Here is a 13,703-nt window from a genome sequence, read left to right as displayed (position 1 = left end):
ATCAGGCCGCAGCCGCTTTGGGCGCGTGGTCGTGCACGTTATCGAGACCGAAATCTTCGGGGAAATGATCGAGCGCGGACAACACCGGGAACGGCGTCATGCCGCCCATCGCGCAGAGCGAACCGGACACCATCGTGTCGCACAGATCGCGCAGCAACTGCACTTGCCGCGTGGATGTATCGCCGTTGCGGATCCTGCCGATCACTTCGACGCCGCGCGTCGAGCCGATCCGGCACGGTGTGCATTTGCCGCACGATTCCAGCGCGCAGAAGTGCATGGCGTACTGCGCCAGTTCGGCGAGATTCGAGGTGTCGTCATGCACGACGATGCCGCCGTGGCCGACCACCGCGCCGACGGCCGCGTATGCTTCGTAGTCCATGGGGATGTCCCACTGGCTTTCCGGCAAATACGTGCCGAGCGGGCCGCCGACTTGCACCGCGCGCGCCGGACGTCCGCTTGCCGTGCCGCCGCCGTAGTCGACCAGCAGTTCACGCAGCGTGACACCGAACGCAAGCTCGACCAGACCGCCTTGCTTCACGTTGCCGGCAAGCTGGAACGGCAGCGTGCCGCGCGAACGGCCCATGCCGAAGTCTTTATAGAACGCCGCGCCGCGCGCGAAGATGATCGGCACCGTTGCGAGCGTGATCACGTTGTTGATTACAGTCGGCTGGCCATAAAGGCCGACTAGCGCCGGCACGGGCGGCTTGGCGCGCACGATGCCGCGTTTGCCTTCGAGCGATTCGAGCAGCGCGGTTTCCTCGCCACACACATAAGCCCCCGCGCCTTTCGCCACGAACAGGTCAAAGCGATGCGCCGCCGAGCCGAGCACGCTGTCGCCGAGCCAGCCGGCGGCGCGTGCCTTGGCGATCGCGGCTTCGAGCGTCGCGATCGAGTGCGGATATTCGCTGCGTACGTAGATGTAGCCGACTGTCGCGCCGGTCACGACACCCGCGATGATCATCCCTTCGATCAGCACATACGGGTCGCTTTCCATGACCAGGCGGTCGGAGAAGGTGCCGGAGTCGCCTTCGTCCGCATTGCAGACGATGTATTTCTGCGCCGCTTTGGCGCCGCGCACCGTGCGCCATTTGATGCCGGCGGGGAAGGCCGCGCCGCCGCGGCCGCGCAGGCCGGATTCGATCAGCGCTTCGCAGGCGGCGTCGCCGTCGGTTTTCAAGGCTTGCCTGAGGCCTTCGAGACCACCGTGAGCGACGTAGTCGTCGATGGAAAGCGGATCGGTGATGCCGATGCGCGCGAAGGTCAGACGCTGCTGCTTCTTCAGATACGGTATTTCGTCGACCAGCCCGACGCGGCTGGCGTGCTCACCGCCTTCGATAAAACCGGCGTCGAATAGCGACGCGACGTCGCTTTCTTCGAGGTTCGCATAGCCGATGCGGCCTTCGGCCGTCGCAACCTCGACGAGCGGCTCGAGCCAGAGCAAACCGCGTGAACCGTTGCGCACCAGTTCAATCTGAACGCCGCGGCGTGCCGCCTCGGCTTCGATCGCCTGGGCGAGCGCGTCGGCGCCAAGCGCAAGCGCCGACGAATCGCAGGGTACGTATATGCGCGTCATGCTGTGACCTCCACGCATTTGCTGGCGGCGGCGAAGAGCGCGTCGAACTTTTGCGGTGTGACTTTCGCGTGCAGCGTGCCGTTGAGCATCAGCGCCGGCGACAGCGCGCATTGTCCGAGGCAATACACCGATTCCAGTTCCACTGTCGCACCATGCCGATGCTCTGCATCGAAACGGCAGCCGGTGTGCGCCTCGATATGCTGCGCGAGCGCCTCGGTGCCCATGCTGCGGCATGCTTCCGCGCGGCACAGTTGCACCGTGACCGGCGCCGCGGGTTGCGTGCGGAAGTGGTGGTAGTAGGTGATGACGCCGTGCACTTCCGCGCGCGACAGGTTCATGATGCGCGCGAGAGGCGCGACCGTGTCCGGGGGCACGTAGCCGAGTTCGTCCTGAATGGCGTGCAGTACCGCCAGCAGCGACATGCCCGGCTGCGCGTGACGCCGCACGAGTTGCTCCGGCGCGACGGCGATGGAATCGTCCAAGTGGGGGCTCCTCCAAAGTCATATATGCACTTGTCATTCATAATGTGTGCACTTATGCTTCGTTTATTCGATATGGGATAGCGGAACAATAGGCGGGTCGTAAGCCTCGTGCAATAGGAAAGAGTTGAGCATATATGATCAGGATCGAGTGCCAGGCGCAGCTGGTTGTGAAGAGCCCGGATGGCCGCGAGGCCAGCCTGTCGGACGTGGTGCCGCTGCTCGCGCTGGTGGACGAGTCCGGCAGCATCGCGCAGGCGGCGACGCTTAAGGGTTTGTCCTACCGTCACGCGTGGGGTTTGTTGCGCAGCATCGAGGAGCGTTTGGGAGGGCCGCTGATCGCGAAGGAGCGGGGGCGCGGCTCGGTGCTGTCCGAACTCGGGCAGGCCGTGTTGCGCGCGCAGCGTCTGTGCGGCGAGCGGCTCGACGGCAACATGCAGGCGCTCGCGAGCGAAGTCGCCAGCGATCTGAACCGCTGGCTCGCGCCACCCGCCGACGACGTGCGGATCTACGCGTCGCACGGTTACGCCGTCGCGGCGCTGGTGACGGCGCTGGTCGCGCATGATCTGCCGGTCGATATCAAATACCGCGACAGCGCGGATGCGGTTAGCGCACTCGCCCGGGGTGAATGCGATCTGGCCGGCTTCCACTTGCCGGTGGGCGAATTTCGCGCGGTATGCGCCAACACGTATCGGCGCTGGCTCGATCCACAGCGTCACGTGCTCGTACACCTGACGAAGCGCAAGCAGGGCCTCTTTCTCGGCAAAGGAAATCCGAAGGGAATCGGCGGCCTGAGCGATCTCGCACGCGACGACATTCGCTTCGTCAATCGTCAGCCCGGCTCCGGCACGCGCATGCTGCTCGACCTCGCGCTACGTAAGCTCGGGGTCGATCCAGACCGGGTCAACGGCTATGCTTCGGCGGAACTCACGCATTCGGCGATCGCGGCGTTCGTGGCAAGCGGGATGGCGGACGTGGGTTTCGGCGTCGAGCCGGCGGCCCACCACTTTGGGCTCGATTTCATTCCGATCGTCGACGAAGACTATTACTTCGCTTGCGACCGCGCCCGGCTGGAGCGCATGCCGCTTGCAACCGTAATCGACCTGCTGCGCAGCGCCGCGTTTCGGCATAACGTCGACCAGCTCGAAGGCTACGATCCGCGCGACTGCGGCAAGTTGCTCGATATCGATGCCGGGCTCGACCCAACCGCGCCGTAAGCAACTGTAAACAAATTGGTGCCGGCGTCGCTGCGGGAGGTGTTTGTTTGGGATAATCTCTAACCTTCCGCTTACGCCATAACCGCGCGCTGTGCCGCGCTGGATCGATATGAAAGTTCTCCTTCACGCATGTGTTGCGGCAGCAACGGCTAGTGTGCTTCTCGCTACCACGTCGCCTGCCTTCGCCCAGAATTCTCCGGGCGTGCCGGGCGGTATCCTGCAAGATCAGTTCCGTCTTGCTGAGCATCCGCAGATGCCGTTCGCGGCGTCGGCGCCCTCGAACAAATACCAGTCCGACAAAAAGTCAGCCATGCGCAAGCGCGGCGACAACGGCGATCCGAACGGCTGTAATTTGCAGTGTCCTAAAGACGAATAAGCACGCGAGCTGGACTTTTTTGCGTGGTTCGTTTCTGGGTTCTGCTTTTGTGCTGTTGCAAGACGCCGGCATGCTGCCGGCGTTTTTGTTTGAGCCGTCTTGCTGGTATGTTGCGGCTCCGGCTCCGGCTCCGGCTCCGGCTCCGGCTCCGGCTCTGTCGCCTGGCGACGATTGCTTAAGGCTTTGCTGTGTGCCACATGTCCTTGAAGCCGTCGCCTTTCATGTCTCCCGCCTGCTTGTCTGCCGCGTAGCGATACAGCGGATGGCCTTTGTACGCCCATTGCTGTTTGCCGTCCGCGGACGGGATCAGGTTCCAGTCGCCTGACGGCTTGTCCGACGGGCCCGCCATGGCCGCCGGCCAGTTGCTCATGCAGCCGCCGGTGCAGGCGCTTACGCCGGGTGTCGTGTCTTTGTCGAAGGTATAGAGCGTCATGCCGTCCGCGGTCACGAAACGGCCGTCGATGACTTTCGGTGCTTCGGCAAAAGCGGTCTGTTGCAGGGCGAGGAGGGTCAGCGTGGAGAGGCAGAAGAGGGTCTTGCGCATGATGTCGGCTCCTGATTCTGGTGTTGGTTTCGCGGGGGACGCGGTGTACTGACGTGTGCGGGAAATAAACGATTTGCTGATGCGTTTATTCCCTTGGTTTGCATGGTTTTGGTGCTCGCCAGCGAAAAGGCCCGCTCAATGAGCGGGCCTTCTGTTTTTCTGTTTTATCCGCGGCCAACAAAAAACCCGCAAACAGCAGGCTGATTGCGGGTTTTGAGTCAAGCTTGAAACGATGTTCTGGTGGAGGCGGCGGGAATCGAACCCGCGTCCAGAAGCACTCTACGACTAGTTCTACATACTTAGTTCTATCATTTGATTTAACCACCACGACGCGGACGAACACGCTGCGTGACGGCGATTCACTAGATTTTCGACCTTGGCGTCGTGACGCCGCCAAGACTTAACTGACGTATATGACCTCTGTCGGTATTGCTACCGGTCTTGCGACTCTAGCCCGTCAGTGAACTAGGCAGAGGACGGCGGCCCTTAGGCTGCCAGTGCGAACGTTTCGTCGTTTGCAGTTACGTTTTTCCCATTGATTAACGAGGTGACGGGTCCTCGGTATGCCCTAGCCGCTTCGCAACCCCTGTCGAAACCAGGTCGCCCCCGCGGTTCGTTGCCCAAGACGTCTGGGCCAACGTACATTTTACAATAGTTTGACAGCCACGTCCTGACTGATTGCTTCGTCGCCTTGCTGTCTCATCAGCGCTGAGGCACTGCCACGGTCAAGCGGCAAAACGCTGCTTTGCACCGCGCTCGCCTGCGCGCTCAGCCGATATCGCGCAGCAGAGTCTGCAATTCAGCGGGCGATTGCACGACATGCTGCGCATGCCATTGCGTCGGCGGAATGTCGTTGCCGCAGTAACCGTAGGCGGCCGCGATAGTCTTCATGCCGGCCGCGAAACCCGCCTGCACATCGCGAAGGTCGTCGCCGACGTAGACGATGCGCTCCGGCGCGATACCCAGTTCGCGTGCGGCGTGCAACAAGGGCGCGGGGTGCGGCTTCGAATGGGGCGTCGTGTCGCCGCTCACCACGCATCCGGCACGTTCTTCGAGACCGAGTTGTGCGATCAGCGGCTCGGTGAGCCTTGCCACCTTGTTCGTCACGATGCCCCAGCGCACGCCCCGTGCGTCGAGATCGTCGAGCAATTCGGGGATGCCGGGAAACAGCGTGGTTTCGATGCACAAGTCTGCTTCGTAATTGGCGAGAAACTCCTCGCGCATCGACGCGAACTCGTGGTTGTCAGGACCGATGCCGAAGGCCCCGCCAATCAGTCCGCGCGCGCCCGCCGAGGCGAGCGGCCGCAGGTCCTCGAGCGGCACCATCTCGAGGCTGCGATCATGGCGCATTTTGTTGACGGCGGCCGCCAGATCGGGCGCGGTATCGGCCAGCGTGCCGTCGAGGTCGAACAGAACAGCCTGGCAAAGACCGAGCGCATCGTCGTTGTCTTCGCGTTGGGGCAGGGGCGTGGGATCGCTCATTGAGTGGATTGTGTCCGGCAGGTCGGGGCGGATCAGACGTCGCGGCGGCAGGCGAGCATGTAGTTCACGCTCGTGTCGTCGGACAGCGTGAAATGCTTGCTGAGCGGGTTATAAACGATGCCTTTGATGTCGGCTGTGCGCAGGCCGGCGGCGCGCACGAAGCTCGCCAATTCCGACGGGCGGATGAAGCGCGCGTAGTCGTGGGTACCCTTGGGCAGCATACGCGCGATATATTCGGCGCCGATCACCGCGAACAGATATGACTTGACGTTGCGGTTCAGCGTGGAGAAGAACACCCAGCCGCCCGGTTTCACCAGCGTCTTGCATGCCTCGACGATGGCAGCCGGTTCGGGCACGTGCTCAAGCATTTCCATGCAGGTGACGACGTCGTAAGTACCGGGTTCGCGGGCGGCCAGCGCTTCAGCGGCGATTTCTTCGTAACTAACGGTTACGCCACTTTCAAGGCTGTGAAGATCCGCCACGCCGAGCGCCTGGCTCGACAGGTCGATTCCCTTTACGTGCGCGCCCAATCCCGCCATCGACTCCGACAGGATGCCGCCGCCGCAGCCGATATCCAGCACGGTTTTGCCGGCGAGATGCGCATGCGCGTCGATCCAGCTCAGACGAATCGGATTGAGTTCATGCAACGGTTTGAATTCGGCGTTCGGGTCCCACCAACGATGCGCAAGGTCGCTGAATTTCTGCAGTTCGTGGGGATCGGCGTTGGTCATAGCGGAAGCTGCCTCGATGAGAGCGTTGAGCGGGCGCTCGAGGATAAACCCTGAGTATATAGGCCGGGCGGCGGGGCGGCAAAATGCCGCGCTACGGCTGGCCAATGCGCTACTGCCGGGCGGGCGGATGATGCTCGGAGGAGAGGGCGAGCAGCATCCGCAGCCGCGGCATAAAAAAAGCCCCGCCGAAGCGGGGCTTTGATACTGCGGTAACTTGTAGCTTACTGCTTCGAAGTACCGACAACTTCGACTTCCACGCGGCGATCCGGTGCGAGGCAGGCGATGAGTTGCTTGTGGTTCTTCTGGTTGCAACCGGTCGTGACCGGGTTGCGCTTGCCCTTGCCTTCCGTATAGATACGGTTGGATTCGATGCCCTTGCTGACCAGGTATGCCTTGACAGCTTGAGCACGGCGCAGCGACAGACGGTCGTTGTACTTGTCCGAACCGATACGGTCCGTGTAACCCGTTGCGACGACAACTTCCAGGTTCAGCGCGCCGATCTTCGATGCCAGATCGTCCAGCTTTTCCTTGCCAGCCGGCTTCAGGATAGCCTTGTCGAAGTCGAACAGAGCGTCAGCTTGATACGTAATCTTTTGGCTCGTAATAGCCGGTGCAGGTGCGACCGGAGCCGGCGGGGTCGGAGCCTGGGCAACCAGGGCGCCATCGCACTTAGCGTTGGCCGTTGCCGGCGTCCAGAATGCATCGCGCCAGCAAAGCTCGTTCGTGCCGTTCATCCACACGTATTCGCCGGTACCATTCACCCAGTTGTCGTTCGTAGCTTGTCGCGACGCCGGCACCGATTGCGCCATGGCGGATGCAGCCATAACTGCGGTAGCTGCAATGAACGCGAGCTTTGAAAGTTTATTCATATTTCTCCTCTCGAAATTGAGATTACCGCAGGTTTACTGCGAGCCTGTTGACGAAGACAAGTCATACATTGCTCGAAGTATAACATCGGTGTAGAACAAAAAACGTGCTGTGTAGACTTCGAGCAGTGTCTAACTCTTTGTGCGTTGGCATTTTGCCATATCGTTCCCTTCCAACGATAAAAAAATCTGCCCCCGATCAAATCGCCCTCCAATTGTGGTGCATGCGCAACAGAAGCAATCCGCTGGAGGCACCGCCAGTCATGGCTGAGCGGCGGATTGGCCCACGCACAAATCGCGCCTGCCCCGGCTCGGTCAGGGGGCGTTCAGGCGCCGTTCCGTCTCGCCTGCTAATAGGTATACGTACCCCAGCCGGGGGCGGATGCGCGGCATGTTAGAATCGCGTGATGCGTTGCGCCTGCAATGCTTACGCGAAGGCGCGGCGAGTTGGGCTTCAAGCGAGCTTCAAGCCGTCGCCTTGGCACGTAAAAGATACGGATAATGGATCAATTCGCCAAAGAGACTCTGCCAATCTCCCTAGAGGAGGAAATGCGCCGTTCGTATCTCGATTACGCGATGAGCGTGATCGTGGGGCGTGCGCTTCCCGATGTTCGCGATGGCCTGAAGCCGGTGCACCGGCGCGTGCTGTATGCGATGCACGAACTGAACAACGACTGGAACCGGGCTTACAAGAAGTCGGCGCGTATTGTCGGCGACGTGATCGGTAAATATCACCCGCACGGCGACACGGCTGTCTACGACACAATTGTCCGGATGGCGCAGAACTTCTCGTTGCGCTATATGCTGGTCGACGGCCAGGGTAACTTCGGTTCGGTCGACGGCGACAATGCCGCGGCAATGCGGTACACCGAAATCCGCATGGCAAAGATCGGCCACGAGCTGTTGGCCGACATCGACAAGGAAACGGTCGATTTCACGCCGAACTACGACGGCAGCGAAAACGAACCGGCCATCCTGCCGGCGCGTATTCCCAATCTGCTGATCAATGGCTCGTCCGGTATCGCGGTCGGCATGGCGACCAACATCCCGCCGCACAATCTCAATGAGGTTGTCGACGCATGTCAGCATCTGCTGAAAAATCCGGAAGCCACGATCGACGAACTGATCGAGATCATTCCGGCGCCTGATTTCCCGACCGCCGGCATCATCTATGGCGTGGCCGGCGTGCGCGATGGTTACCGCACCGGCCGTGGCCGCGTGGTAATGCGCGCGCTCACGCACTTCGAGGAGATCGACCGCGGCCAGCGCATGTCGATCATTGTCGACGAGTTGCCGTACCAGGTGAACAAGCGCTCACTTCTGGAGCGCATCGCCGAACTGGTCAACGAGAAGAAGCTCGAAGGCATCTCCGACATTCGCGACGAATCCGACAAGAGCGGCATGCGCGTCGTGATCGAGCTGAAGCGCGGCGAAGTGCCGGAAGTCGTTCTCAACAATCTATATAAGGCGACCCAGCTTCAGGACACCTTCGGCATGAACATGGTCGCGCTGGTCGACGGCCAGCCGAAGCTGCTGAACCTGAAGGAAATGTTGTCGTGCTTCCTGTCGCATCGCCGGGAAGTGCTGACGCGGCGCACTGTATACGAACTGCGCAAAGCCCGTGAACGCGGCCATGTGCTCGAAGGTCTGGCGGTTGCGCTTGCCAATATCGACGAGTTCATCGCGATCATCAAGGCAGCGCCGACTCCGCCTATCGCCAAGCAGGAATTGATGGCGCGTCCGTGGGATTCGTCGCTGGTGCGCGAAATGTTGTCGCGCGCTGAGACGGAAAACGCGTCGGTCGGTGGCCGTGAGGCTTATCGCCCTGACGGGTTGAATCCGTCCTTCGGTATGCAGTCCGACGGCCTCTACCGCTTGTCCGACACCCAGGCTCAGGAAATCTTGCAGATGCGTCTGCAACGCCTGACGGGTCTGGAGCAGGACAAGATCATCGGCGAGTACCGCGAAGTAATGGCGCAAATCGCCGACCTGCTGGACATTCTGGCTCGCCCGGAACGCATTACGGCGATCATCGTCGGCGAACTGACGTCGATCAAGGCTGAATTCGGCGACGCACGTCGCTCGAAGATCGAACTGAACGCAACCGAGCTGAACACGGAAGACCTGATCACACCGCAAGAGATGGTGGTGACCATGTCGCACGCCGGCTATGTGAAATCGCAGCCGTTGTCCGAATATAGTGCGCAGAAGCGGGGCGGTCGCGGTAAACAGGCCACGGCGATGAAGGAAGACGACTGGATCGACACGCTGTTCATCGCGAACACGCACGATCACATTCTGTGCTTCTCGAATCGTGGCCGCGTCTACAGCGTGAAGGTCTACGAAGTGCCGCAAGGTTCGCGGAATTCGCGCGGCCGTCCGATCGTCAATATCTTCCCGCTTCAGGACGGCGAGAAGATTACGGTTGTCTTGCCGGTGAAGGAATTCTCGGCTGACAAATTCGTCTTTATGGGCACCGCGTTAGGAACTGTAAAAAAGACGCCGCTGGAAGCCTTTGGTCGCGTGTTGCGTAAAGGTATTATTGCGGTCGGTCTGGACGACGGCGATTACCTGATCGGCGCCGCCATTACTGACGGCCAGCATGACGTGATGCTGTTCTCGGATTCCGGCAAGGCAGTGCGTTTCGACGAAAACGACGTCCGCCCGATGGGCCGTGAGGCGCGAGGCGTGCGTGGCATGCAACTCGAAGACGGCCAGAGCGTGATTGCCTTGCTGGTGGCCGGCGACGAGCAGCAGTCGGTGCTCACCGCAACCGAAAACGGCTACGGCAAGCGCACACCGATCATCGAGTACACCCGTCACGGGCGCGGTACGAAGGGAATGATCGCAATCCAGACCTCGGAGCGTAACGGCAAGGTCGTCGCCGCCACGCTGGTGGATCAGGAGGCGCAGATCATGCTGATCACCAATACGGGCGTGCTGATTCGTACGCGTGTATCGGAAATCCGCGAAATGGGGCGCGCAACCCAAGGTGTTACACTCATCAGCCTTGACGAAGGGACCAAGCTTTCAGGTCTGCAACAGGTTGCTGAGGCGGAAGCCGATATCGATGTGGAAGGCGACACCGAAGGTCCTGCCGAAGGCGACAACGGCGGTGAAGACGGTGGTGCGGCCTGATTCACGTCGGCAGCTTTCAGTCTCAGTTATTGGTTGAAAGCTGCGCAGGGAACAATGGCGTATCGGGCCGATACGCATCCCGCGCAGCTTGCAGTTCAAGTTAATTTCTCTTAGGGAGTAATGATGCAAAAACGATTCAAACAACTGATGTTGCTGGCTGCTCTCGTGCCGACCTTCGCTATGGCTCAAGCGCTTCAGAGCTCGGCCCCGGCGGCTCCGGCTGCTGCCGCTGCACCGGTTGATCCGGCCAAGCAGGCTGCAATCAAGGACCTGCTGGACGCAATCGACGCACAGAAGCTCGTTGGCGCAATTGGCAACAGCGCGCAGATGCAAGCCAAGCAACTGGTCCCGGCAATCCTGTCGGACGCCCTGAGCGAAAACAAGACGATGACGGACAAGCAGAAGCAGGCTTCCGTCCCGACGCTGCAAAAGAACGCAGTGCCGAAGCTGGTTGACGGCGCAGGCCAGGTGTTCGCAACGGACTCGTTCCGTCAAGACGCAATGCAAGCTCAGTACGACGCTTACGCGAAGTACTACAGCACGTCGGAAATCAAGGATCTGACCGCGTTCTACAAGAGCCCGACCGGCCGCAAGTTCATCCAGGTGCAAGACCAGGTTGGCCGCGACGTCGTGAATGGTTTGATGCAAAAGTACATGCCGCAATCGATCAAGGCAACGCGCGACCAGGCTGACAAGGAAGTCGCTTCGGTCAAGCCGGCTAAGTAAATCGGGTTTTAGCCCGAAGATCGAAAGGCAGCGCTGACATCGAGCCCGCCGCCGCCTGGCACGCCGTGCGGCGCGCCGGGTTTGGCGGGTTGGCGGTGACAATGCGATAATGGCCGTTTGCGCACACGCGCAGACGGCCATTTTCTTTTTGCGCGCGAAAATGTTGCCAGCTGCGTGTTGCCGAATACTTGCCGTCAAACTCGTGTTGTCGGGTTCGCGGCGCTGACTTTGCGGCGGCTGTCTTTGTGGCTGCCAACTTCGCCGATTTTTGCGCGATCTGTTCGTTTTTCGCGCCAGCTTCCAGGATCTCACGATGCGCGTCTTTAATTTCTCCGCCGGCCCAGCGGCCATGCCCGAAGAAGTGCTGCGTCAGGCAGCCGACGAGATGCTCGATTGGCAGGGCAGTGGCATGAGCGTGATGGAAATGAGCCACCGCGGCAAAGAATTCATGTCGATCCATGAGGAAGCGCTCGTCGACCTGCGTGAATTGCTCGACGTGCCCGCCAGCCACCGTATCCTGTTCCTGCAAGGCGGCGGCCTGGGCGAAAACGCCATCGTGCCGATGAATCTGATGGGCACAAAAGCGCGCGCGGATTTCGTCGTGACCGGTTCGTGGTCGCAAAAGTCGTTCAAGGAGGCGCAAAAGTACGGCACGGTGCATCTCGCGGCGAGCGGCCAAACGGCCGAGGGCTTTACGCGTGCGCCGGCGCGCTCGGAATGGCAACTGTCGGACGATCCCGCGTACGTCCATTTGTGCACCAACGAGACCATTCACGGCGTCGAGACGTTCGAGATTCCCGACCTCGGCGACATTCCGCTGGTGGCGGACGCTTCGTCGCACATCCTGTCGCGCCCGATGGACATCGCCAAATATGGCGTGCTGTTCGGCGGCGCGCAGAAGAATATCGGCATGGCGGGCGTGACGGTTGTGATCGTGCGCGAAGACATGCTGGGCCGCGCGCAAGCGATCTGCCCGTCGGCGTTTGAATGGAAGACTGTCGCCGAGAACAACTCGATGTACAACACACCGCCCACGTACGCGATTTACATCGCGGGGCTGGTGTTCAAGTGGTTGAAGAAGCAGGGCGGCCTTACCGCGATGGAAGCGCGTAACCTCGAAAAATCGAAGCTGTTGTACGACGCGATCGATTCGAGCAGCTTCTATCTGAACAAGGTCGAACGTGGCTCGCGCTCGCGGATGAACGTACCGTTTTTCCTCGCCGACGAGTCTCGCAACGAAGATTTCCTGGCCGGCGCGAAAGCGCGGGGAATGGTGCAGCTAAAGGGCCACAAGTCCGTCGGCGGCATGCGGGCGTCGATCTATAACGCTGTCCCGCTCGAAGGCGTCAAAGCGCTTGTCGAATACATGAGGGAATTCGAACAGCGCAGCGCCTGATTCTGTTTGATATTCAGGCGCGCGTATCCTTTCCAGCACGCATTTGTGCAGTAGCTACCGGCAGGGCCGTTTTCACGCATGGACGACGAACTCAATACCCGACTCAAGCCCCTTCGCGAACGCATCGATGCGCTCGACGCGCAGTTGATCGCGCTCCTCAATCAGCGCGCCGCGGTGGCGCTCGAAGTGGGCGAGGTGAAGAAGCATTTCAACGCACCGGTGTTCCGCCCCGAGCGCGAGCAGCAGGTGATCGCACGTCTGCAGGACATGAGCGATGGCCCGCTGGCCAGTGAGCATATCAGTGCAATCTGGCGCGAGATCATGGCCGCGAGCCGAGCGCTCGAAAAGACCATCAAGGCCGCGTATCTCGGCCCGGTCGGCACATATAGCGAACAGGCGATGCACGAATACTTCGGTCAATCGATCGAAGGTTTGCCGTGCCCGTCGATCGACGAAGTATTTCGCTCGGTCGAAGCCGGCGCAGCCGAATTCGGTGTTGTGCCGGTCGAGAATTCGACTGAAGGCGCGGTGTCGCGCACGCTCGATCTGCTGCTGCAAACCCAGCTCACGATCGGCGGCGAACTGGCCTTGCCGATTCACCACAATCTCCTGACGCTGAGCGGCGGCCTCACTGGGGTGAAGCGGGTGTGCGCGCACGCACAGGCGCTCGCCCAGTGCCAGCGCTGGCTCGCGACCAACGCGCCGCATCTCGAACGCCAGGCGGTGTCGAGCAATGCCGAAGCTGCGCGCATGGCGGCGGAAGACCCGACCGTTGCGGCCATTGCCGGCGATCGCGCGGCGACGCATTATGGTCTGCAGGTCGCTTACGCGCTGATCCAGGACGATCCGCACAACCGCACGCGTTTCGTGATGATCGGCAAGGAGCGCACTGGCGTCAGCGGGCACGACCAGACGTCGCTGATCGTTTCGGTGGCGAATGAACCGGGTGCCGTGTTCAAGCTGTTGGAGCCTTTGGCGCGCCATAGCGTATCCATGACCCGTTTCGAGTCGCGCCCGGCGCGTGTCGGCACATGGGAGTATTACTTCTATATCGACGTCGAAGGCCATCGTGACGAGCCGGCGGTCGCTGCCGCGCTGACCGAACTCGGCCAGAAAGCTGCGTTCCTGAAGATACTCGGCTCGTATCCGCGCGCCCGCTAATGTCTGTCGAGGCG

13 protein-coding genes and 1 other RNA gene are annotated in these 13,703 nt (G+C 61.0%); 6 read left to right on the top strand and 8 right to left on the bottom strand.

Features of this window, described 5'->3' with window-relative positions:
- Nucleotide 1: 1 nt before the first annotated feature.
- Together BCY88_RS06370 and BCY88_RS06365 are read right to left on the bottom strand one after the other, a co-directional pair.
- Nucleotides 2-1,573, bottom strand: coding sequence for a formate dehydrogenase beta subunit (locus BCY88_RS06370; protein ID WP_120343450.1), 1,572 nt, complete (start codon nt 1,571-1,573; stop codon nt 2-4).
- Nucleotides 1,570-2,055 carry an NAD(P)H-dependent oxidoreductase subunit E gene (locus tag BCY88_RS06365; protein ID WP_120343449.1) on the bottom strand — a complete coding sequence of 162 codons (486 nt, stop codon included), beginning with the start codon at nt 2,053-2,055 and terminating at the stop codon, nt 1,570-1,572. The genes BCY88_RS06370 and BCY88_RS06365 overlap by 4 nt, the downstream gene beginning before the upstream one ends.
- 134 nt (nt 2,056-2,189) lie before the next feature.
- On the opposite strand from BCY88_RS06365, the gene BCY88_RS06360 reads away from it, so the two are divergent.
- Nucleotides 2,190-3,269: a substrate-binding domain-containing protein gene (locus BCY88_RS06360; protein ID WP_120343448.1), complete on the top strand. Its 1,080-nt coding sequence runs from the start codon at nt 2,190-2,192 to the stop codon at nt 3,267-3,269.
- A 109-nt stretch (nt 3,270-3,378) separates the two neighbouring features.
- A complete protein-coding gene (locus tag BCY88_RS06355; RefSeq protein WP_120343447.1) occupies nt 3,379-3,645 on the top strand; it encodes a hypothetical protein in 267 nt (88 codons plus the stop codon).
- Between the two features lie 175 nt (nt 3,646-3,820).
- Here the strand turns inward: BCY88_RS06355 and BCY88_RS06350 are convergent, their stop codons facing one another.
- The 5 genes from BCY88_RS06350 to ompA form a co-directional block, all read right to left on the bottom strand.
- Nucleotides 3,821-4,189: a COG4315 family predicted lipoprotein gene (locus BCY88_RS06350; RefSeq protein WP_120343446.1), complete on the bottom strand. Its 369-nt coding sequence runs from the start codon at nt 4,187-4,189 to the stop codon at nt 3,821-3,823.
- 238 nt (nt 4,190-4,427) lie between these two features.
- Nucleotides 4,428-4,797: a transfer-messenger RNA gene (gene ssrA / locus BCY88_RS06345) on the bottom strand.
- A 160-nt stretch (nt 4,798-4,957) separates the two neighbouring features.
- Entirely contained in the window at nt 4,958-5,671 is a 714-nt protein-coding gene (locus tag BCY88_RS06340) for an HAD family hydrolase (RefSeq protein ID WP_120343445.1), read from the bottom strand.
- 32 nt (nt 5,672-5,703) lie between these two features.
- The gene (gene ubiG / locus BCY88_RS06335; protein ID WP_120343444.1) at nt 5,704-6,402 is read right to left on the bottom strand and encodes a bifunctional 2-polyprenyl-6-hydroxyphenol methylase/3-demethylubiquinol 3-O-methyltransferase UbiG; all 699 of its coding nucleotides are present in this window, start codon (nt 6,400-6,402) and stop codon (nt 5,704-5,706) included.
- Nucleotides 6,403-6,623: 221 nt separating this feature from the next.
- Nucleotides 6,624-7,271 (bottom strand): outer membrane protein OmpA, encoded by a 648-nt coding sequence (ompA, locus tag BCY88_RS06330; RefSeq protein WP_028200089.1) that lies wholly within the window; start codon nt 7,269-7,271, stop codon nt 6,624-6,626.
- Nucleotides 7,272-7,769: 498 nt separating this feature from the next.
- Between ompA and gyrA the strand changes: the two genes are divergently transcribed.
- Nucleotides 7,770-10,406 (top strand): DNA gyrase subunit A, encoded by a 2,637-nt coding sequence (gene gyrA, locus BCY88_RS06325; protein WP_120343443.1) that lies wholly within the window; start codon nt 7,770-7,772, stop codon nt 10,404-10,406.
- Nucleotides 10,407-10,529: 123 nt separating this feature from the next.
- Nucleotides 10,530-11,132, top strand: coding sequence for a DUF2059 domain-containing protein (locus BCY88_RS06320; protein WP_063496923.1), 603 nt, complete (start codon nt 10,530-10,532; stop codon nt 11,130-11,132).
- Here BCY88_RS06320 and BCY88_RS40280 read toward each other — a convergent pair.
- Nucleotides 11,125-11,592 (bottom strand): hypothetical protein, encoded by a 468-nt coding sequence (locus BCY88_RS40280; protein WP_259461273.1) that lies wholly within the window; start codon nt 11,590-11,592, stop codon nt 11,125-11,127. The two genes, BCY88_RS06320 and BCY88_RS40280, sit on opposite strands and share 8 nt — an antisense overlap.
- On the opposite strand from BCY88_RS40280, the gene serC reads away from it, so the two are divergent.
- Together serC and pheA are read left to right on the top strand one after the other, a co-directional pair.
- Nucleotides 11,482-12,528 (top strand): 3-phosphoserine/phosphohydroxythreonine transaminase, encoded by a 1,047-nt coding sequence (gene serC / locus BCY88_RS06315; protein ID WP_259461272.1) that lies wholly within the window; start codon nt 11,482-11,484, stop codon nt 12,526-12,528. The genes BCY88_RS40280 and serC overlap by 111 nt on opposite strands.
- Before the next feature lie 78 nt (nt 12,529-12,606).
- Nucleotides 12,607-13,689, top strand: coding sequence for a prephenate dehydratase (gene pheA, locus BCY88_RS06310; protein ID WP_120343442.1), 1,083 nt, complete (start codon nt 12,607-12,609; stop codon nt 13,687-13,689).
- Nucleotides 13,690-13,703 lie beyond the last annotated feature (14 nt).

Origin of the sequence: Paraburkholderia fungorum, from assembly GCF_003610895.1 — a bacterium.
In the GTDB taxonomy this organism is placed as follows: Bacteria; Pseudomonadota; Gammaproteobacteria; order Burkholderiales; family Burkholderiaceae; genus Paraburkholderia; species Paraburkholderia fungorum_B.
Note: the sequence above shows the minus strand (reverse complement) of the source record. Positions and strands in the feature narration are given on the sequence as shown.

Bases quoted from the DNA above. Each gene is read 5' to 3' on its own strand.
- BCY88_RS06340 (WP_120343445.1), bottom strand. From the start codon at position 5,671: ATGAGCGATCCCACGCCCCTGCCCCAACGCGAAGACAACGACGATGCG.
- ubiG (WP_120343444.1), bottom strand. From the start codon at position 6,402: ATGACCAACGCCGATCCCCACGAACTGCAGAAATTCAGCGACCTTGCG.
- BCY88_RS06360 (WP_120343448.1), top strand. From the start codon at position 2,190: ATGATCAGGATCGAGTGCCAGGCGCAGCTGGTTGTGAAGAGCCCGGAT.
- pheA (WP_120343442.1), top strand. From the start codon at position 12,607: ATGGACGACGAACTCAATACCCGACTCAAGCCCCTTCGCGAACGCATC.
- BCY88_RS06370 (WP_120343450.1), bottom strand. From the start codon at position 1,573: ATGACGCGCATATACGTACCCTGCGATTCGTCGGCGCTTGCGCTTGGC.
- BCY88_RS06350 (WP_120343446.1), bottom strand. From the start codon at position 4,189: ATGCGCAAGACCCTCTTCTGCCTCTCCACGCTGACCCTCCTCGCCCTG.
- BCY88_RS06320 (WP_063496923.1), top strand. From the start codon at position 10,530: ATGCAAAAACGATTCAAACAACTGATGTTGCTGGCTGCTCTCGTGCCG.
- ompA (WP_028200089.1), bottom strand. From the start codon at position 7,271: ATGAATAAACTTTCAAAGCTCGCGTTCATTGCAGCTACCGCAGTTATG.
- BCY88_RS40280 (WP_259461273.1), bottom strand. From the start codon at position 11,592: ATGGATCGACATGAATTCTTTGCCGCGGTGGCTCATTTCCATCACGCT.
- gyrA (WP_120343443.1), top strand. From the start codon at position 7,770: ATGGATCAATTCGCCAAAGAGACTCTGCCAATCTCCCTAGAGGAGGAA.
- serC (WP_259461272.1), top strand. From the start codon at position 11,482: ATGCCCGAAGAAGTGCTGCGTCAGGCAGCCGACGAGATGCTCGATTGG.
- BCY88_RS06355 (WP_120343447.1), top strand. From the start codon at position 3,379: ATGAAAGTTCTCCTTCACGCATGTGTTGCGGCAGCAACGGCTAGTGTG.